We start from the raw sequence: 18,944 nt of genomic DNA on the forward strand, positions 1-18,944 counted from the left end.
ATGAGCGAAACCGCCGACACTCAGCGCCCTGCACGTCGCATTGGCACCCTGATGCAGCTGTGGCCGTTCGTGCGACCCCATCGCGCGCTGGCCGGCGGGTGGCTGGTGTTTCTGGCGATCTCCTCGAGCGCCACGCTGGTGTTGCCGATGGCCGTGCGGCACATGATCGACCAGGGCTTTGGCCATTCCAGCCTCGCCACCATCAATGCCACCTTCCTGGGCTTGTTTGGCGTGGCCCTGGTGTTGGCGTTTGCCACGGCGGCGCGCTACTACTGCATCGCCTTGCTGGGCGAGCGTTCGCTGGCATCGCTGCGCTCTCAACTTTATGCGCATGTGATCCGCCTCGATGTGGGCTTTTTCGAGCGCAGCCGCGTGGGCGAACTTATCTCGCGCCTTGGCACCGACACCGAAGTCATCCAGGCGCTGATCGGCTCGGGCATCTCCGTGGCGCTGCGCAGCGCCGTGATGCTGCTGGGCGCCACAGCCATGATGGTCTGGACCAGCCCCCGACTGGCCGGCCTCACCGCGCTGGTGATTCCCGCCGTGATGCTGCCCATCCTGGTCTTCGGTCGCCGCGTGCAGAAGCTGTCACGCGCCAGCCAGGATCGGCTTGCCGATGCCGCGGCAGTGGCCAATGAAACGCTCAACGCCGCGCCAGCGGTCAAGGCGTATGCGCGCGAGGATATCGAAAGTGCGCGTTACGGCGGCGCCATCGCCCGCGCGCTCGCCACCGCCCGGCAACGCATCGGCATGCGATCGATCCTCACGGCGACCGTCATCGTGCTGTTCTTCGGCGCCATCGCGCTGGTGCTGTGGGCCGGCGCGCGTGATGTGCTGGCCGGCACGCTCGATGTCGGCGTGCTCGCGCAGTTCGTGATCTACGCGTTTCTCGCGGCCGGTTCGCTCGCCGGGCTTTCCGAGGTATGGGGCGACGTGCTGCGTGCGGCAGGCGCGATGGAACGCATTGGCGAACTATTCGAAGAGCGCGCAGAGATCACCAGCCCCGCGCAACCCACGTTCCTGCCTCGTCCGATGGAAGGCGCCTTGCGCTTCGAACACATCCAGTTCCATTACCCGTCCCGACCCGACGCACCTGCGCTACACGACTTCGACCTGAGCATTCGCCCCGGTGAGACCGTGGCGCTGGTTGGGCCTTCCGGAGCGGGCAAGAGCACGGTGTTCGCCTTGCTGCTGCGCTTCTACGATCCGCAGAGCGGACGCATCACACTCGATGGCATCGATCTGCGCGCACTCGCCCTGCCCGAACTGCGCGGCGCCATCGCACTGGTGCCGCAGGAAACGGTGATCTTCGGCGGCAGCGCGGCCGAGAATATCCGCTTCGGTCGCCAGGATGCCGACGATGAGGAAGTGCGCGATGCCGCCCGCGCTGCCGAAGCGCACGACTTCATCATGGCGATGGGCAAGGGCTACGGCGAGGAACTCGGCGAGCGCGGCGTACGCCTGTCCGGCGGCCAACGCCAGCGCATCGCGATCGCCCGCGCCATCCTGCGCGACGCACCGCTGCTCCTGCTGGACGAAGCCACCTCCGCGCTCGATGCCCAATCCGAAGCCGCCATCCAGCAGGCGCTGGAGCGTCTCGAAAAAGGCCGCACCACCCTCGTCATCGCCCACCGCCTCGCTACCGTGCAACGCGCCGATCGCATCGTGGTGATGGACGGCGGCCGCATCGTGGCCCAGGGCACGCATCAAAGCCTGCTGGCCGAAGGCGGTCTCTACGCGGAACTGGCGAGGCTGCAGTTCACTGCCTGAGGCATCACTCGATCGAGCGCTTGCGCTCAGCGTGAATGCTCGTTTTGTCACCTAATGACGCGGCGCTCATCGGCTCACCGCGACGGATCATCCGCGCGTAACGCCAGAAGCGTTTGATTGACGCGATCAACGTGTACCACCCCAGCGGCGTGGGATGGATGGCGGCCTTGAGTGCGCGGGCGTAATCAAGCACGAATCCCGGGGTCCAGGCCATAGCCTCGGCGCGCTTGCGCAATTGGGCGGCGACCCAGAGTTCCGGATTGACCATGGTTCGAAGGAAGCCGCGTTTTGCCGACGATCCTTCCAGCGCGGCCTCCAGACAATGCGCCACCGTGCTGCTGCAATTGCGGCTGGTCAGGTTGTACGTGGCGTCTTCGCGGTAGCGCTTCCAGAACGCCAGCAGGCGTTGGCGGTCGTAGCGATCAAAACGCACTTCCGCGTTCGATTCGCACCAGCCGGCGGATTCCTGCGCATAGCTGGGCTGGAATTTTCCAGGCACGTCGTTGATCGCAGTGGCGCGCAGCATGCGGGTGAAATCGCCGCTGGAGCGATCGATTTCGACAGCCGGATAATGACTGACGTACACATCGGGCGGGCACCCCAGCGCCGCGTGCCCCGTGGAAATCACTCCTTTCGCATCCACCGCAGCGATATAGCGATCCACCAGCGGCTGTGGCACGGCGTCGTCGACGGAGCCCGTCGGCGTCCACACGTAAACGACCAGGTCGCCCGCGGCCTCATCCAGCAGTTCGGGCGTGAAGCCCGCATCGGCAACCGGCATGTCACGCATCAACAGCCACGAAAGCACGGCATGATCGGGCAGTTTCTTCAGTCGCCAGGCCTGCCTGAACATGCCGCAGCCGGAGAGGAAAAGTCCCATGCCGATGCAGTACGGCACCGTGCCCGCGTAGAACGTCGGATACGGCTCGACCATGAAAACCGCAAAGCCCACCTCGAGCAGACCGGTGAGCAACGACAGCCGCCAACCGCGAAAGCGCACCACCAGCGCCGCTGCGATCCGGAAGATGCCATCGAGCAGGAAAGCGAGACCGAAGGCCATCGCCAGGATCACGCTCGCCGCATGATGCGGGTCGACGATCAACAAGCCGAGGATCAGGAACACTACGCCGCGCGCCTTGCGCAGTGCAGCCGAGGTACCGGGCCGGGGCGAGGACACTGCCAGCGTGACCACGGCCTCGACCACCAGCAGATAGCCGAACACGTGCACCGGGAAATACAGCACGTTGTCCAGCGCATCGATAAAGATCGCCACGCCCAGCGCCGCCCAGGCGATGCCCCCGATGGCCAGAATCAGCCAGCGCCGCCGGATGAAATCGCTGCCCAATAGAAGCAAGCCCAACTGCACCATGTGACGACTCCATCGTTCGAACCACGTGCGGACGCGGCGCCCCTCAGGTTTCGCTGCGCGACCTCGCAAGGAACACCGCAAACACCGCGCAACCCAGCGCAATGATGCCCGGCAAGCCGAACAGCGCATTCACGCCCATCGCTACGCCCGCGAGTGTCGGTCCCATCAGCGCGCCCAGGCCCCATGCCAGCCCCATCACGGCATAGACGCCCACCAGATCGTTGCCCTGGAAGCGACTGCCCACCATCGCCAGCATCACGGTGTAGATGCCCACGAACAGTCCACCCCACACGAACACCACGGCGAACGCCAGCCATGTCTCGCGCAACGCGAACGGCCAGAACAACGCCGTCAGCGCGGAAATCGCGGCCAATGCCAGCACCAGGCGCCGCTTGTCGACCTTGTCGGCCAGCCAGCCAATGGGCAGCTGCAACACGATGGCGCCGAACATCAACACCGAGATCAGCTGCATGGCACGCGCCTGTGTCCAGCCCAGCTGCGTGGCATACAACGAGATGAAGGAAAGTCCGGCAGTCTCTACCCCTGCATTGAGCACCGTGGTGGCCAAGGCAATCGGCGCCAGGCGCATATAGCGGAGGGGCTGCGCGCGCTCGGGCACACTGCGCCGGGGCGCCACCACCCAGGGCGGCAGGATGAACGCCACCGCCGCCAGCGCGATGGCCGCACCGGCGAGATAAGCACCCGCATCCACGCCCAGCACCGACAGCAAGGCCGGCCCCAGCACCATGCCCAGCGAGAGCGCGGCGGTATAGACGGCCATGGTGCGACCGCGTGCCTGCTCGGTGCTGAGCACGTTGGTCCAGGTTTCCGACATTACGAATAGGACTTCGGCAGCCATGCCGAGCACCACGCGCATCGGAAACCACCACGCCACGTCAGTGACTCGTGCGAACGCAGCCAGCACGACGGCCGTGACCACCAGGGCCGCCACGGCCAGTGTCCGAGCGCCGAAGCGTGCGGCGAGGGTCGGCATCACGGGCGCGATCAGCAACACGCCCAGCGCATGCATGGCCGCGTTGAGGCCGATGTAACTGCCGGAGTGCCCGCTCGCCGCCAGGCTCATGGCGATCAGCGGGGCGGAGAGGCTATAGCTCAGGCCGAAGATGGTGGCGGCCACGATGACAGCCGCGGTGGACAGCAAACGGGGCCAGCGGCCCAGGAGGAGCGTCGCCGAGGCGGCAGTCTCCTGCGGCGCACTCATGGCCGCACGCCCGGCGCCGGGGCCGCTCGAACACCTCGCCTGCTCCGCTCATCCATGCCGTGGACTCTCTGGAGGAAGGGTGACGCGGTTCGAGCTTAAGGCGCCATCGGTCTGAATGACAGCAAATCAGGCCTTCGAGTGGAGCGCAGCAACCAGGGCGTGCACTTCATCCACGTCGCTGCGGACCTCGCCAGCGGCCATATCGGTCAAGGCCGGATTGCTCCAACGCATGCCCGACGGCAGCATGCCCTTGGCCGAAGCGTGGAGTTCCGATGCGCCGGTCGCCTTGGCAAGCTCAGCGATATTGGCGGCCCGAACACCTGCACCCGGCATCACCACGATGCGGCCGGCCGCCTGGTCGATCAGCTGGCGAAGCGTATCGGCCCCGTCGATGGCCGCTATCGCACCGCCGGAAGTGAGCACGCGCTCCGCCCCCAAGGCCACGACATCCTCCAGCGCCCGAGGCAGATCACGCGTCATATCGAACGCGCGGTGGAAGGTCACGCCCATGCCGCCCGCCGCTGAAAGCAGCGGTTTGCAGCGCGCCACATCGACGCGCGCATCGGCATCGAGCACGCCAAACACCACGCCATCGCAACCCAGCGAAAGACAGGTCTCGATGTCGTGCTGCATCACGTCCAGCTCGTCATCGTTGTAGAGAAAGTCGCCGGCACGTGGACGTATCAGCACGTACAGCGGGATGCTCAGGCGCTCGCGCACCTGGGCGATCTGCGCCATCGATGGAGTGAGCCCACCCAATTCCAGGCCGGTGCACAACTCCACCCGGTCCGCACCGCCCGCCTGCGCGGCCAGCGCGGACGCCAGCGAATTGGCAGCGACTTCGAGCAGGCGTCGTGCCATCAGTACACGCTCTTGGACGGCACCAACCCATCCTGTTTGGTCGCGTCGCATACGGCATACGAGAAGCCGGACTGGATCGCGAACGCGCCCACTTCGCCGTGCTTGTTCATGGCAAGAAAGCCGACCTGCAGGTCCTTCGACGCCGCGGGCCGGCGCTTGACGATGCGCATCACCGCCTCGCGGCAGGCGTCCTGCGGCGAGCGACCATGACGCATCAACTCCACCACCAGGAAGCTGCCCACGTTGCGGATCACTTCCTCGCCCACGCCGGTCGAGGTGGCCGCGCCGACATCGCCATCCACGTACAGGCCTGCCCCGATGATGGGACTGTCGCCCACGCGCCCGCGCATCTTCCACGCCATGCCGCTGGTGGTGCAGGCACCGGCCAGGCGGCCGTTGGCATCGATGGCCAGCATGCCGATGGTGTCGTGGTTGCCCTTGCCGCCCGGCATGCCGGTCTTGCCGTAGTCGCGCACTTCGCTGTTGGCCGAGGGTTGGTAGTGGGCCGTCTTCAGCCACTCCTTCCACGCCGCCTCGGACTCCGGGGTCAGCAGTTCTTCCTTCTTGAAGCCCTGCTCCAGCGCGAACTGCAGCGCGCCATCACCGGCCAGCAAGACATGCGGCGTGCGTTCCATGACACGACGCGCCACCTGGATCGGATGAGCGATGTGCTCCAGCGCCGCGACCGCACCGCAACTGCCGTCGGCGTCCATGATGCTGGCGTCCAGGGAGACGTGGCCGTCGCGATCCGGATAGCCGGCGCGGCCTACGCTGTGATTCTTCAGATCCGCTTCCGGGATCATCACGCCCGCCTCGACGGCGTCCAGCGACCCACCGCCCTTCGACAACACGCCCCACGCGGCCTGGTTGGCGGCCACGCCGAAGTCCCAGGTCGAGATCACGCGCGCACCCGTGCTGCCCTTGCTCGTCCCACTGGCGCCGGCCAGCGCATGCGCGCCACCCGCCAGTGCCACCGCGGAGGCCCCCAGCACGGAGGCCTTCAGAAACCCTCTACGATCCGTCATCACCCCTCCACTCCAACCACTCCACACAAAAAAAGAAAGCCCCGCGCCTTGCGACGCGGGGCTTCCTCACATCGATGACCGGCGCTGGCGCCGGTTCGCCGACATTAGCCGGCGATTTCGACGCCCGAAGCCTGGGCGCCCTTCGGGCCCGTGGTGACTTCGAACTTCACGCGCTGACCTTCCTGCAGGCTACGGAAGCCCTTGGAGTTGATTGCCGAAAAGTGGACGAACACGTCCTCCCCACCGTCCTCAGGCGCGATGAAGCCGAAACCCTTGGCGTCGTTGAACCACTTGACCGTACCGAAACGCATTGCGTGAACCTCTGAATCATGGACTGGATGCACCACGGTAAGCGCTGAACCACCTTGACCCCTTGGTCCGCCGCCCCTGGCACAACGGAAGTATCAACATGTTTTATGGCAAAGCGCAATATGGTGACCACTTTGACACGATCAAAACCGTACCGGTTGCTCAGCTTTTGAGCAGAACACCCAGGATGCGGGGTACCTCGGCGGTGGCTGCTGCCAGGTGGGCGAAGATTTCCTCGATGCTGATCTCCGCCTCGTCGCCACAACCGGCGGCGAAGTTCGCAACCAGCGCGAGACAGGCGTAAGGCAGCTCCAGTTCGCGGGCGAGCACGGCCTCGGGCATGCCGGTCATGCCGACCAGGTCGCAGCCGTCGCGCTTCATGCGGGCGATCTCCGCCCGGGTCTCCAGGCGCGGACCCTGGGTCGCGCCATAGCAACCACCATCAATGACAGCGATGTCAGCCTTGGCCGCCGCGTCGATCAGTTCGCGACGCAGCGACTCGGTGTACGGCTCGCTGAAATCGATATGACGCACCTCGGCGCCCTCGACATCGCAAAAACTCGTGTAGCGGCCATGGGTGTAGTCGATGATCTGGTCGGGCACCACGATGACGCGCGGACCCATATCGGCGCGGATGCCGCCCACGGCGTTCACCCCGACCACCCGGCGCGCGCCCAGCGAATGCAGTGCCCACAGGTTGGCGCGGTAGTTGACCCGATGCGGCGGCACCGTGTGGCTCTCGCCGTGGCGGGCGAGAAAGGCCAGCTTGCGGCCGGCGAAATCACCCGTCACCACATCGCCCGAGGCCGCGCCGAACGGCGTGTCGATGCGATGGCGCGAGGCGTTCTCCAGGCCCGGAAAGTTGTACAAACCGCTGCCGCCGATGACGGCCAGATCGATGCTCACGATGCGTTCCTATATGCGTTCAATTCGTTCGGTGTCGCCGCCAACCGCTCGGCAAAGCCTGCGAGATGGCGAGTCAGTGCCTCGCGCGTCCGCTCATCGCTCAACTGACCGTCGACGATCTTGGTATGCGCGTGGAACACCAGCACGTCGCCCTGCGGCTCGGTACGGGCGCCTGCGCGGCGCAGGATCAGGCGCAGTTGGTCCTGCGCTCGCACCGTCCCGGTGACGCCCGGGCTCGCGCCGATGATGCAGACGGTCTTGCCGGCGAGCGCAGCCACTTTGCGCGCCTTGCCGGCGCGCGAGGCCCAATCCACCGCATTCTTCAGCACGCCGGTGATGCCGCCGTTGTATTCCGGGCAGGCAATCAGCAGCCCGTCGGCCCGATCGATGGCGTTCTTGAACTCGACCACCGACTCGGGATCGCCCTGCTCTTCCACGTCCTGATTGAACATCGGCAGGTCGTGCAGGCGATGCATCACGATGTTCATGCCGGCCGGCGCAAGCTCCTGCGCCGCATGCAGCAGCGCGGTATTGAACGAAGCCTCGCGCAGGCTGCCGGAAATCCCCAAAACATTCATGCGTGACTCCGTGGTCGATCGTCGCCTTACTTGAGCGCGTAAATGCCCGGCAGATTGCGGCCCTGCTCGTGATAGTCCATGCCAAAGCCGAACACGTAGCGATCAGGCAACTGGACGCCGTTGAAGTCGGCCTGGATGCCGTCGACCAGGCGGTCGTGCTGCTTGGTGCACAGACTCACCACCAGCACGCGGCGTGCGCCGCGGCGCATGCAGTCGTCGCGCACGGCCTTCAAGGTATGACCTTCATCGAGGATGTCGTCCACCAGCAGCACGGTGCGGCCGGCGAGATCCACCGCCGGCTCGCGCAGCCAATGCAGCTCGCTGCCCGAGGTGGCGCCGCGATAACGCGTGGCATGCACATAGTCGAACTCAACATCGGTGCGGATGGCCAGTGCGAGATGACCGGCAAAAATCAGCGCGCCGTTCATCACGGTAAGAAAGACGGCGCGCTCGCCATCGAGCGCGACGTCGATGTCGCGCCCCATGTCGACAATGACCGACTCCAGCGCCGCGCGATCGAACAACAGCTCGGCACCGGCAAGTGCGGTAGCCAGTGAAGGGGTGGATGTACTCATGCCGAAGCTTGTCCTTCCACGGCGTGCAGCGCCGCGATGCGCGCGATGAATCGTTCGCGCTGGGGGTTGTCGTTGAGGCCGTCCCAGGTGGAGGCCACGTCGCCGCGCAGGGCGGCGATGCGTTCGGGCGAGGTGGCCGCGCGGTCTTGCACAGCGGCAATCGCCTCGTCCACCACGTCGGGGAAGCAGGCGAGCACCAGGTCGCAGCCTGCATCCAAATGGGAATGCACGCGACCGGTCACGCCGCCTGCCGCGCCAGCAGCGGCCATGCTGATGTCGTCGCTGATCACCGCGCCGCCAAAGCCCAGCTCGTTGCGCAAGATGTCCTTGATCCAGCGCGAGGAAAAACCTGCCGGCTGTGCGTCGACCTGGGGATAGACCACGTGCGCCACCATGACCGCCTCGGCGTGCGCCGCCATGCCTTCGACGAAGGGCAGCAGATCTTCGCGACGAATCACGTCCAAGGGACGCGTATCCACTGCCGTGGCCTTGTGCGTATCCGCCGCCACCGAACCGTGACCCGGAAAATGCTTGAGCACGGCAGCCATGCCGCCCAGGTGCATGCCGCGCACATAGGCCTGGCCAAGCTCAGCAGCCACCGCGGGATCGGCGTGAAACGCGCGCAGACCGATCGCAGCGTTGCCGCGCGCCAGATCCACGACGGGGGCAAAGCTGAAATCCACGCCGCTGGCGCGCAACTCGCTGGACATCACCCAGGCGTGTTCTTCGGCCAGGCGGATGGCGTCTTCCGGATCGCGGTCGTACACGGCGCCGATCGCCGACAACGGCGGCAGGCGCGTGAAGCCCTCACGGAAACGCTGGACCGGGCCGCCTTCCTGATCCACGGCGATGAGCATGTCGTCGCCGCCGACCTCGCGAATATCGTCGATCAGTTTCATCAACTGATCGCGCGTACTGAAATTGCGCGAGAACAGCACCACGCCGGAAACGCCGGGCGCCTTGAGCCATGCATGCTCCGACGCAGCGAGTGTGGCGCCTGCCAGGCCGATCATCAGCATGAGGTGGGTTCTCCGGCCGCCTGACGCTCGTCCGACGTCCAGCGCGCATACGGATGCGCGATCAGGTTGACGTTGTAGTAGCGCGGCAGGTGGCTCACTTCGCGCCCCAGCCACGAGGGGCGCGGAAACGAGGCGTCGGTGCTGGGCAATTCCACCTCGACCACGACCAGTCCCGCATTGTCGCCAAAGAATTCGTCGACCTCGAACAGCACGCCGTCGACGACCACGTGATGCCGGATCTTCTCCACTACGCCGTCGCACAGCTCGGCGAGCATTTGCTCGGCATCGGCGATGGGCACGGGGTATTCAAACTCGGCGCGCTCGATGCCGAGCTTGGCCGATTTGATATTGAGCCACCCACGATCCCCGGTGCGGCGTACGCGCACCGACGCCCGCGCGGTACCGTCGTGCAGCGCCTGCGCACTGACCAGATAGCCCTGGGCGATGCGCTCGCTTTCGCTCACGGCGTCTCGCCAGCTGTCATCGCTGAGGAGGAATTTACGTTCGATCTCGATGCCCATGCGTCAACCGATGATTGGGGAAGGATGTGACGGAGCGGTGAAGGCGTCCCGCCTTCCTTGCCCTGGCTCAGCGTTCGAACAGCGCGATGGACTCCACGTGCGCCGTATGCGGGAACATATCCATCACGCCGGCCGCACTCAAGCGGAACCCATGCTTCTGCACCAGGATGCCGGCGTCACGCGCCAGTGAACCCGGGTGGCACGAGACATAGACAATGCGGCTGGTCTCCTTGTGCGGCAGATACTCCAGCACCTTGTCAGCGCCGGCGCGCGGCGGATCGAGCAACAGCTTGTCCCACGATTGCTTGGCCCAGTGGGTGTGACGCTGATCTTCGAACAGGTTGGCCACTTCGAAGCGGGCGTGGGTGATGCCGTTGCGTGCGGCGTTTTCCGCAGCGCGCTCGACCAGGCCATGCTCGCCCTCCACGCCGACCACCTCGGCGACGCGGCGACCAATCGGCAGCGTGAAATTGCCCAGGCCGCAGAACAGATCCAGCACGCGATCCGTGGGCTGCGGATCGAGCAGCTCCATCGCACGCGCCATCATGCGGCGATTCATGCCGGCATTGACCTGGACGAAATCGAGCGGGCGGAACTCCAGCTCCACGTCCGCGAACGCGGCATTGTCGCTGGGGATGTTGAAGGCCAGCCGCGGCGACTCCGGCCACAGCGGATGCACGCTGGTCACGCCGCCCGGCTGCAGGTAAATCGCAAAACCATGCTGCTGACCGAACGCAATCAAGGCCGCCTGATCGCGCTCGCTCAACGGCTGCATGTGGCGGAACACCAGCGCCACCACATCGTCGCCGGCGGCGAACTCGATCTGCGGAATGTCGGAGGCGGCATCCATGCTGCTGACCAGTTCGGCCAGCAAACCGATCTTGGGACCCAGCGCCGGATGCACGACTTCACACTGGGTGATGTCGGCGACAAAGCGCGGATTGCTCTCTTCGCGAAAGCCCACCAGCACGCGCCCCTTCTTCGCCACCGAGCGCACGGACAGGCGTCCCTTGCGACGATAACCCCAGGGCTCATCAGTCAGCGGCGGCAACCACAGCTCCGGCATCACTTTGCCAATGCGTTCGAAGTTGTCCTTCAGCACGCGCTGTTTCACTTCGATCTGCGCCGTCGCATCCAGATGCTGCAGCGAGCAGCCGCCGCACTGGCCGAAATGACGGCAGCGCGGCTCAACGCGATGCGGCGAGCGGGTCACCAGTTCCACCACTTCAGCTTCGTCGTAGTGACGATGACGCTTGCGGATGCGCAGCTTGACCTCTTCGCCCAACAGCGCGCCGCTGACGAATACGGCCTTGCCGTCGATGCGGGTGACGCCCTTGCCGTCGTGGCTGAGGTCGGTGATGGTGGCTTCGAATTCTTTCATCGTGGCAACTGTCTTCCAAAAACGCGCACGCCCGGATCAGCAGGACCCGGGCGCGTTGATCGGGTGATGAGGAGCGATGAGCTTATTTCTGCTTCCACGCCCCCGAGGGGTCCTGATAATACCAGCCCGGCCGCGCCCGCTCGATCCAGCCCTTGGCAAAGGTGGCGCGGATCTGCGCTTCCCATTCCGGATGGTTGTTGGCGTTGGCCACTTCGCGGTACAGCGCATTGCGATCGCGATTCTCGTCTGCCACCGCGGCGCTCAAGCCCGCCCGCTGGTCGAGCGGCACCTTGCCAGCGTCACGCACGGCCACCAGCCCATCCTGGGTGAAGCCCACCGCACCGCTATTGAAGAGCGGCGTCAGCGTGTCGCGGAAACGCGCCTGCATGCGGCCGTGGATCGCCTCCGTGGTCGCCGTCTGCACGCGCAGGTTCGGCGCATCGGCCGCGTAGGCGGCGGGAATCAGCAGGTCGAGCAACATGGCCGAGGGCTGGTTGTTCTTCTTCGGCGGTGCCGGCTGGTCGTCCTTGGCCGGCTGGGCCGGCGCCGAACTGTCGAGCACGGTGCCAATGAACTGATCGGCGGCCTTTTGCGCGGCCGCTTCAGGAAAATAGACATTGATGGTGACGCACCCCACCAGCGCGACCAGCAGCGTGGTCAGCAATCCATAGACGAGCTTGCGCATGATTTCGACTCCTTGGGGGTGGGGATGGGTCTAAGGCGTGCTTTGCCCTAGTGGACTTCCGGTCCATTGCCTTCCATAGCCGCCTTCAATCGACGGACGAGCGTTGGCCAGTCGACCTGCGCCTGGTGACCAATCACCTGCAGGCGCGGCAAGCCGCTGCCTTCGACGATAGTGTAGCCATCGGCATCGTTGTCGAGGCCACCCATATGGCATACCGACGCTTGCAACGTGCAGTTGAGGCCGATGCGCTTATAACCAAACGTCTTGAACAACTTGAGCACGGCGCCCTGCAAACCGGCTGCCACGCCGCCGCCACCGACGGCCGTCAGGTTGTTCACGGCGCGTTGACTGATGCGCCCGCCGCTGCCGGCGAGCAGGTTGGCCTTGAACGCCACCGGGTTCCAGTTGACCAGGCGCAGCTCATTGACGGAGCCGTCCATACGGCCGGTGATGCTGCCGAAGTCGAACACACTGGTCATGGCGGCCAGATCAAGCTGGCGCAATTGCACGTCGCCGGTGAGCACGGGACTGGGGCCAAAGGGCCCCTGCAGGCTCAGTCGCGTGATGTCGACAAAGCCATCGAAGACATTGACCGACAGGCCACCCTCGAGCTCAAAGCGATCATCCACCCAGCGCATGGCGGGAATGGCGCCGCCCAGGGTCCCCGGGAACTCCGGCCAGCCCATGGTGCGTGAGAACGAGGCCATGTCGATGCCGGCGAAAGCGAGCGAGGTTTCCAGTCGGCGCCCCTTCGCAGCGGCCGGGCGCCACGCCAGATCGCCCACATGCACACGCCCGTTCAGCACCGGAATATCCACCGCGCGCTGCAGGGTCAAGGCGCCACCCTTGCTCTGCCAGCGCAACTGCGTGGCACCGTTGGGTATGCGGTAGACCTGCAGGGCCTGCCACGACATCGAGGTCACCGGGCGGTCGTTGCTGGCATTCCAATCGAGACCGCCGCGCAAACCTTTCACGGCCAGGCGCCCGTCGGCATCGGCGGCGTCCAGACCGTCGGTGTCGAAAGCAAAACTTCGCAGGCCATCGGCGCCCAGATCGAGATTGCCGCTGAGCTCGCCATCGATGCGCATGTCGCGCAAGCCCAGCGTCGCCAGCCATGCCTGCCCGTACCGCTGGTACGCCGCCGGGAAGCGCGACTGCAGGCGATCGAGCTTGAGCTGCTGCAGGTCGCCCTTGGCGTTGAACGACATGGCCCCCTCAAGCTGCAGGGCATCGGCATCAGCCACGCGCAGGCGATTGAAATCGACCGCGCCGTTGCGCGTCGCGGCGGACAGGCTCAGCTGCACGGGGTGATCGGGCAGTCGCGCATAGATGGGGCCCAACAGCAGCTCGCCACCGCGCAGGCTGGCATCCAGGTCGATGCGGGTGGGTGCGCTGGTCGTGTCGAGGTTGAGTCGACCGTTGCCATTGACGGACTGTCCGGCCAAGGCACCGCCGGGCGTATCGAACCCGCCGCCGTTGAGCGCAAATTGCCCGGACGCCTGCAGGCCTTTGTCCTGAATATCCAGCGCCATGTCCGCATCAAGCTTGCCGCCGGTGGCTCGTCCGGACCAGACCGTGCTCAACAAGCCCTGCAACCAGGCCAGCGGCACGCCCTTGAGGCTGATCTGGGCGTGGGTCGGCTGGTCCAGCGGCAAGGCCGTGCTCGCCTGGATCACGCCCTGGGTCAGGTCGATCTGCAGCGTATTGGCCGCCTCGTCGATCACCATCGACACCTTGGCGTTGCTCAGTGCCGCGCCCGGGGCACCGGCAAGCTGGGCGGTGCCATCGAACAACCAGCGCATATGGGTGTCACGCTGGAGCACACCCTGCAGGTCCACGCCGACGCGCTTCCAGCCCATCGCCGGTACGTCGGCCTTGGCCGCGTGCAGACTGAGCTTGAGGCCACCCTCCCCGTCTTCGCCGATCTGCGACTGCACGCCCTGCATCTTCAGCCCGGGAGCGGTCACCGTCTTGGCGCCCAGCGCAACATCGGCGCGGGCTGGCAGCGACCAGCACGCCCAAAAGAGCATGCAGAGAGTGAGAATAAGTTGGCTTGATGTGGGGCGCATGAAGCGCCATTCTGCCAAAATCAGCTGAACGACACGGACAAGTCATGCAACACACGCTTTCCAGCGAGCCTTCAGGCCATCGGAGCGCGCCCATCACCGTCCGCGCCCTGGTAGCCGACGACGACCCGAGCAGCCGTCTTTTCCTGGTGGAAGCCCTGCGCAGCCTCGGTCTGCACGCGCATGCCTGCCATGACGGCCCCTCGGCGATTGCCATGGCACGCCACGAGGCCTTCGACCTGCTCCTGCTGGATTGCCGCATGCCCGGCGCAGGCGCCGAGGAAGTGCTCACCGCCTTGCGCCACGATCCGCAGGCACGCTCCAGCGATTGCACCGCCGTCGCCACCAGCGCCGAGATGGATGTCATCGAACGGCAACGCCTGCTTTCCGCGGAATTCAGCGAGGTGCTGCAAAAGCCCTGCAGCCTGGCCGACCTGCGTCGCATCCTCGCGCTGGTCTATGCGGGCGCTGCCGCCGTGCCGTTGCTGGATGACGAGCAGGCGATCGCCACCATGGGCGACGCGGATGTGGTGAGGGCGATGCGCACGCTGCTACGCGCGGAGTTGGCAGGGCTGTATCAGGATCTTGATGCGCTGCTGGACGATACCGAAGCACTCGCCGACCGCATGCATCGACTGCGTTCGTCCTGCGGCTTCTGCGGCGCAGCGGCGCTCGGCGTCCAGGCAACGTTGCTGCAGCGCCATCTCAAGCTCAAGCATTCCGGTTCGCTGGCGCCGCTGTCGCGCTTTCGTCGTTCGCTGCTGGCCACCATCGAAGCGCTGGGCGGCGAAACGACCGCCTGAGCTCAGCGACGCGACAACGCCGCACCCAGCACGTGCCACGCCCGCAGCTCCCCACCGCCCAGATGAAAGCGGATCACCTCGCGCATCATGCTGCGCAGGGCAGACAGTCCAGCGGTATCGGGCATCTCGTCGCCGGCCAGGGCGAGCAGATCGACACCGCGCAAGGCATGCGCCGTTCCCGGGCGGCATGGTGCAGGCCCCTGCTCCACGACATAGCGGTAGAGCTGCGTCGGTTCCAGCGGCTCGCCGGACTCCGCTTCGACTTCCAGCTGCAGGCCATAGCCGATGGCTTCGAGCAGGTCGCGCTCGAAACGCCGCAGCGTCCAGGCCAAAGGCTCGCCACCCGCAAGGCGCGGCAAGGTACGCGCATACGCCTCGAACAAATCAGGCAAGGGATCCTGGCGACCGGTCAGCCGCACGCAGAGCTCATTGAGATAAAGCCCCGCAAGACCGGCATCACCCATCAGACGCAACGGCGGGCTGGTATGTTCCGCGGTCTGCAAGGTGGCCAGTTCGCCGCGCAATAGCAGATCCAGCGACAACCGCTGGAAAGGCTCCAGTTGCGCACGCTGCACGCGCGCACGCTCGCGCCGCACGCCACGCGCCACGATGCCCAGGCGTCCGTGGTCGCGCGTCAGGCATTCAAGCAACAGCGAGGTCTCGCGATAAGGCCGCGAATGAAGCACATAGGCCGGCTGCTGCTCGATACGCATGGCGGTGGCTGTCGGACCCAATCAGTGGATGATCGCGCCTGACCTGCGATGGTCAGGCATACCAGGCAGAGCCACGCATGCGCAGACTCAATCGGTGTACCCGAATTTCTTCAGCATGGTCTCGTCGTCGACCCAGCCTTCGCGCACCTTCACCCACAGGCGAAGGAAAACCTTGCGCTCGAAGGTGCGCTCCATATGGCGACGCGCCGACGTGCCGATCGCCTTGAGCTGCGCACCGCCATTGCCGATAACGATGGCCTTCTGGCCATCGCGTTCCACCCAGATCACCGCGTGGATTTCGGCAATACCATCGGGGCGATCGCTGAACTGCTCGATCTCCACCGTGGTGGCGTACGGGAGCTCCTGGTCCAGGCGCAGCATGAGCTGCTCGCGGACCATTTCAGCGGCGAGGAAACGCTCGCTTCGATCGGTGACTTCGTCTTCGCCAAACACCGGCGGCTGCACCGGCAGGCGCTTGAGGATGCCTGACTCCAGCTCCTTGAGGCCCTTCTCCTTCAGCGCGCTGACGTAGTAGACCTCGTCAAAGCTGTGACGCCCCATCAGCTCCGCCACGAAGGGAAGCATGGTGGTCTTGTCCTTGGCCAGGTCGACCTTGTTGATCACCAGCAGGCGCGGCACTTTCTGCTCGACCAGGGCGTCGTAAAGCGCCTCGTCTTCATCGGTCCAGCGTCCCGCCTCGATCACCTGCACCACCACATCCACTTCGCTGATCGCCGAGCGCGCGGCACGGTTGAGGCTGCGATTCATGGCGCGCTTGGCGCCACGATGCAGGCCCGGCGTATCCACGTACATGATCTGGCCGGCCTCGCTGGTGGCGATGCCGAGGATGCGGTGACGAGTGGTCTGCGGACGCGGGCTGACAATGGACAGGCGAAACCCGATCAGCGCATTGAGCAAGGTGGACTTGCCCACGTTGGGACGCCCCGCGAGCGCTACGGTGCCGCAGCGAAAATCGTCGTGGGGAAGTTCGGCCGGCGCGCCGAGATCGAGTTCGTCGTTGTCGTTCATGAGTTCACTTCCTGCATTAGGCGCAGCACGGTTTCAGCGGCGTCCTGTTCAGCGGCACGGCGGCTGGTGCCATGCCCCTCGGCCCGGATGGGTGCCGGTTCGTTGATTTCGCACGAGACATCGAAGGTCTTGGCGTGGTCTTCGCCATGGCTGTCGATCAGATCGTACTGCGGCAAGGGCCAGCCGTGCGCCTGCAGCAACTCCTGCAGGCGGGTCTTGGCGTCCTTGGAAGAGCGCGGAATAGCCGCCACCAGCGGCTCGAACAGGCCGCGCACCACGTTGCGACACGCCTCGAAACCAGCGTCGAGATACACCGCCGCCAACAGGGCCTCGAAAGCGTCGGCGAGGATGGAATCGCGGCGGAAACCGCCGCTCTTCAATTCACCCGAGCCCAGCTTGAGCTCATCGCCCAGCTCCAGTTCGCGTGCGATGACGGCCAGTGCCTGGCCGTTCACCAGCTGCGCGCGCAAGCGGGACAGCTCGCCCTCGCTCGCGTTCGGGTGAGCCTCATACAACAGCTCGGCAACCACGACACCAAGCAAGGCATCGCCCAGGAACTCCAGCCGCTCGTTGTTGGGCTTCCCGGCGCTGCGATGCGTCAGCGCCAGTACTGCGAGGGCAGGATCACGAAAACAATAGGCGAGCTTGGTCAAATCCTGGGCCTGTGCTTAACCTTCGACATTACCCTGCAGCGCCACGCTCTTTTCGAAGTGCAACAGGAAGTCGATGTTGTACATAAACGGAATGCGCTTGTCGTAGCTGATATTGAGCGACGAGGCATTGCCAGTGCGCTTGATGGTGATGTCCTGCGGCGTGATGGTGTCGTCGCTCACGTACTGGAAATCCAGCTTCTTCATCAGGTCGTTGCGGACCTGGGTTACCGACTTGGGACCACCTTCAGTCGCCAGCTGGTTCATGGCCTTGGTCACGCCCATGAACTCGGTATAGGCCGGCACCAGCTTCATGGCCATGTAGCCAAAAAACGCCACGACCATCAATACGACGAGAAACCCGATCAGGGTGATGCCCGTTTGCTTCGATTTCATAGTCCCCTCGCTATGCCGCCTTACGGCGATACCCGGTTAACTGGCAAGACGCCACCCAGCCGCCCCGGAGGCGGCTTGGCGCGTGCATTGTCGCGCCAAGCTGGCTCGAACGACACCGGGCGCGTACCTATGCCCGTCACGCTTTTAATGAATGACCGTGCCCATGCGATGGAAGGCCACGCTCGAGCCGGTCCAGCTCAGCCAGATCAGGAAGGCCTTGCCGGCCAGGTTCTGCTCCGGCAGGCAGCCCCACCAGCGGCTGTCGGTACTGTTGTAGCGGTTGTCGCCCATGGCCAGGTAGCAGCCCTGCGGCACCACCAGCGGCACATGCGCATTGGGCAGCGGCGGCGGCACCGCGTAGTTGGGCATGCGCGCGGTCAGATGGTTGACCACCCCGCCCAGCCCGTTCGGCAGGTGTTCGTTCCACACCGTGGCGCCCATTTCCAGCATCAGGCGCGACTCGGCGCGCTTGGGATCGCCTTCGTACGGGCCGATGAGGTCTGCGGCCACCGGTTCACCGTTCACGATCAGCTGGTCGCCATGCATCTCGACCCGGTCGCCCGGCATGCCGATGATGCGCTTGATCCAGTTCTGGTTCGGCACCGGGGCATGCGGATCGGCGCAGCTCTGGTCGCCGCTGCGTACCAGCTTGCCGCCGTCTTCGCACAGATAACCCGGGAAGCGGAACACCACCACGTCGCCGCGCTTGGGCTCGCCCAGGCTGACGAACTTGTTGTTGAAGGCCGGCAGGCGCAGGCCATAGGCAAACTTGTTGACCAGGATGAAGTCGCCCACGTCCAGCGTCGGCATCATCGAACCGGACGGGATCCGGAACGGCTCGGCCACGAACGAGCGCAGCACCAGCACCACCAGCACTACCGGGAACAGCGAGCGAGCCCAGTCCACCGCCACCGGCTCGTGCGGTTCCTTGCCTGCCGCGTCGGCCTTGGCCTTGCGCGACTTGTAGAAGAACAGGCGGTCCAGACTCCATACCACGCCGAACAGCACAGTCAGGCCAAGCAGAATCGCCGAAAAATCAAAATCCATTGAAAGCTCCTCAGGAGCA

20 protein-coding genes are annotated in these 18,944 nt (G+C 65.3%); 2 read left to right on the forward strand and 18 right to left on the reverse strand.

What is annotated here, in order from left to right; genetic code table 11:
• Nucleotides 1-1,770: an ABC transporter transmembrane domain-containing protein gene (locus AC1DKY_RS11275; RefSeq protein WP_441603255.1), complete on the forward strand. Its 1,770-nt coding sequence runs from the start codon at nt 1-3 to the stop codon at nt 1,768-1,770.
• A gap of 4 nt (nt 1,771-1,774) precedes the next feature.
• Here the strand turns inward: AC1DKY_RS11275 and AC1DKY_RS11280 are convergent, their stop codons facing one another.
• The 13 genes from AC1DKY_RS11280 to AC1DKY_RS11340 all read right to left on the reverse strand — a co-directional run bounded on the left by AC1DKY_RS11280 (nt 1,775) and on the right by AC1DKY_RS11340 (nt 14,290).
• Complete coding sequence (locus AC1DKY_RS11280) at nt 1,775-3,139, reverse strand: HdeD family acid-resistance protein (protein WP_441603254.1); 1,365 nt, start codon at nt 3,137-3,139, stop codon at nt 1,775-1,777.
• A 43-nt stretch (nt 3,140-3,182) separates the two neighbouring features.
• Nucleotides 3,183-4,361 (reverse strand): MFS transporter, encoded by a 1,179-nt coding sequence (locus AC1DKY_RS11285; RefSeq protein WP_441603253.1) that lies wholly within the window; start codon nt 4,359-4,361, stop codon nt 3,183-3,185.
• Between the two features lie 126 nt (nt 4,362-4,487).
• A complete protein-coding gene (locus AC1DKY_RS11290; protein WP_441603252.1) occupies nt 4,488-5,222 on the reverse strand; it encodes a copper homeostasis protein CutC in 735 nt (244 codons plus the stop codon).
• Nucleotides 5,222-6,247: a glycosylasparaginase gene (locus tag AC1DKY_RS11295; RefSeq protein WP_441603251.1), complete on the reverse strand. Its 1,026-nt coding sequence runs from the start codon at nt 6,245-6,247 to the stop codon at nt 5,222-5,224. Before AC1DKY_RS11295 ends, AC1DKY_RS11290 begins: the two co-directional genes overlap by 1 nt.
• 104 nt (nt 6,248-6,351) lie before the next feature.
• Nucleotides 6,352-6,558, reverse strand: a complete 207-nt coding sequence (locus tag AC1DKY_RS11300) for a cold-shock protein (RefSeq protein WP_026633225.1) — start codon at nt 6,556-6,558, stop codon at nt 6,352-6,354.
• A 160-nt stretch (nt 6,559-6,718) separates the two neighbouring features.
• Nucleotides 6,719-7,462, reverse strand: coding sequence for an S-methyl-5'-thioinosine phosphorylase (locus tag AC1DKY_RS11305; RefSeq protein WP_121879682.1), 744 nt, complete (start codon nt 7,460-7,462; stop codon nt 6,719-6,721).
• Nucleotides 7,459-8,040 carry an NADPH-dependent FMN reductase gene (locus AC1DKY_RS11310; RefSeq protein ID WP_441603250.1) on the reverse strand — a complete coding sequence of 194 codons (582 nt, stop codon included), beginning with the start codon at nt 8,038-8,040 and terminating at the stop codon, nt 7,459-7,461. Before AC1DKY_RS11310 ends, AC1DKY_RS11305 begins: the two co-directional genes overlap by 4 nt.
• A gap of 26 nt (nt 8,041-8,066) precedes the next feature.
• The gene (locus tag AC1DKY_RS11315) at nt 8,067-8,615 is read right to left on the reverse strand and encodes a hypoxanthine-guanine phosphoribosyltransferase (RefSeq protein WP_441603249.1); all 549 of its coding nucleotides are present in this window, start codon (nt 8,613-8,615) and stop codon (nt 8,067-8,069) included.
• Nucleotides 8,612-9,634 (reverse strand): beta-N-acetylhexosaminidase, encoded by a 1,023-nt coding sequence (nagZ, locus tag AC1DKY_RS11320; protein ID WP_441603248.1) that lies wholly within the window; start codon nt 9,632-9,634, stop codon nt 8,612-8,614. The genes AC1DKY_RS11315 and nagZ overlap by 4 nt, the downstream gene beginning before the upstream one ends.
• Entirely contained in the window at nt 9,628-10,155 is a 528-nt protein-coding gene (locus AC1DKY_RS11325) for a CYTH domain-containing protein (RefSeq protein WP_441603247.1), read from the reverse strand. The genes nagZ and AC1DKY_RS11325 overlap by 7 nt, the downstream gene beginning before the upstream one ends.
• Nucleotides 10,156-10,222: 67 nt before the next feature.
• Entirely contained in the window at nt 10,223-11,536 is a 1,314-nt protein-coding gene (gene rlmD, locus AC1DKY_RS11330; protein ID WP_441603246.1) for a 23S rRNA (uracil(1939)-C(5))-methyltransferase RlmD, read from the reverse strand.
• 82 nt (nt 11,537-11,618) lie between these two features.
• On the reverse strand, nt 11,619-12,221 hold the full coding sequence (locus tag AC1DKY_RS11335; protein ID WP_441603245.1) for a YdbL family probable chaperone protein: 603 nt from the start codon (nt 12,219-12,221) through the stop codon (nt 11,619-11,621).
• 47 nt (nt 12,222-12,268) lie between these two features.
• A complete protein-coding gene (locus AC1DKY_RS11340) occupies nt 12,269-14,290 on the reverse strand; it encodes a hypothetical protein (protein WP_441603244.1) in 2,022 nt (673 codons plus the stop codon).
• 44 nt (nt 14,291-14,334) lie between these two features.
• On the opposite strand from AC1DKY_RS11340, the gene AC1DKY_RS11345 reads away from it, so the two are divergent.
• Nucleotides 14,335-15,090, forward strand: coding sequence for a response regulator (locus AC1DKY_RS11345; RefSeq protein ID WP_441603243.1), 756 nt, complete (start codon nt 14,335-14,337; stop codon nt 15,088-15,090).
• A 2-nt stretch (nt 15,091-15,092) separates the two neighbouring features.
• On the opposite strand, the gene recO is transcribed toward AC1DKY_RS11345, so the two are convergent.
• The 5 genes from recO to lepB all read right to left on the reverse strand — a co-directional run bounded on the left by recO (nt 15,093) and on the right by lepB (nt 18,925).
• On the reverse strand, nt 15,093-15,803 hold the full coding sequence (gene recO / locus AC1DKY_RS11350; RefSeq protein WP_441603242.1) for a DNA repair protein RecO: 711 nt from the start codon (nt 15,801-15,803) through the stop codon (nt 15,093-15,095).
• A gap of 87 nt (nt 15,804-15,890) precedes the next feature.
• Nucleotides 15,891-16,832, reverse strand: coding sequence for a GTPase Era (era, locus tag AC1DKY_RS11355; protein WP_441603241.1), 942 nt, complete (start codon nt 16,830-16,832; stop codon nt 15,891-15,893).
• Entirely contained in the window at nt 16,829-17,485 is a 657-nt protein-coding gene (rnc, locus tag AC1DKY_RS11360) for a ribonuclease III (protein ID WP_441603240.1), read from the reverse strand. Before rnc ends, era begins: the two co-directional genes overlap by 4 nt.
• 15 nt (nt 17,486-17,500) lie before the next feature.
• On the reverse strand, nt 17,501-17,878 hold the full coding sequence (locus AC1DKY_RS11365) for a DUF4845 domain-containing protein (RefSeq protein WP_441603239.1): 378 nt from the start codon (nt 17,876-17,878) through the stop codon (nt 17,501-17,503).
• Between the two features lie 144 nt (nt 17,879-18,022).
• Entirely contained in the window at nt 18,023-18,925 is a 903-nt protein-coding gene (gene lepB, locus AC1DKY_RS11370; protein WP_441603238.1) for a signal peptidase I, read from the reverse strand.
• Between the last annotated feature and the right edge of the window lie 19 nt (nt 18,926-18,944).

The organism is Dyella sp. 01N448 (assembly GCF_056399225.1).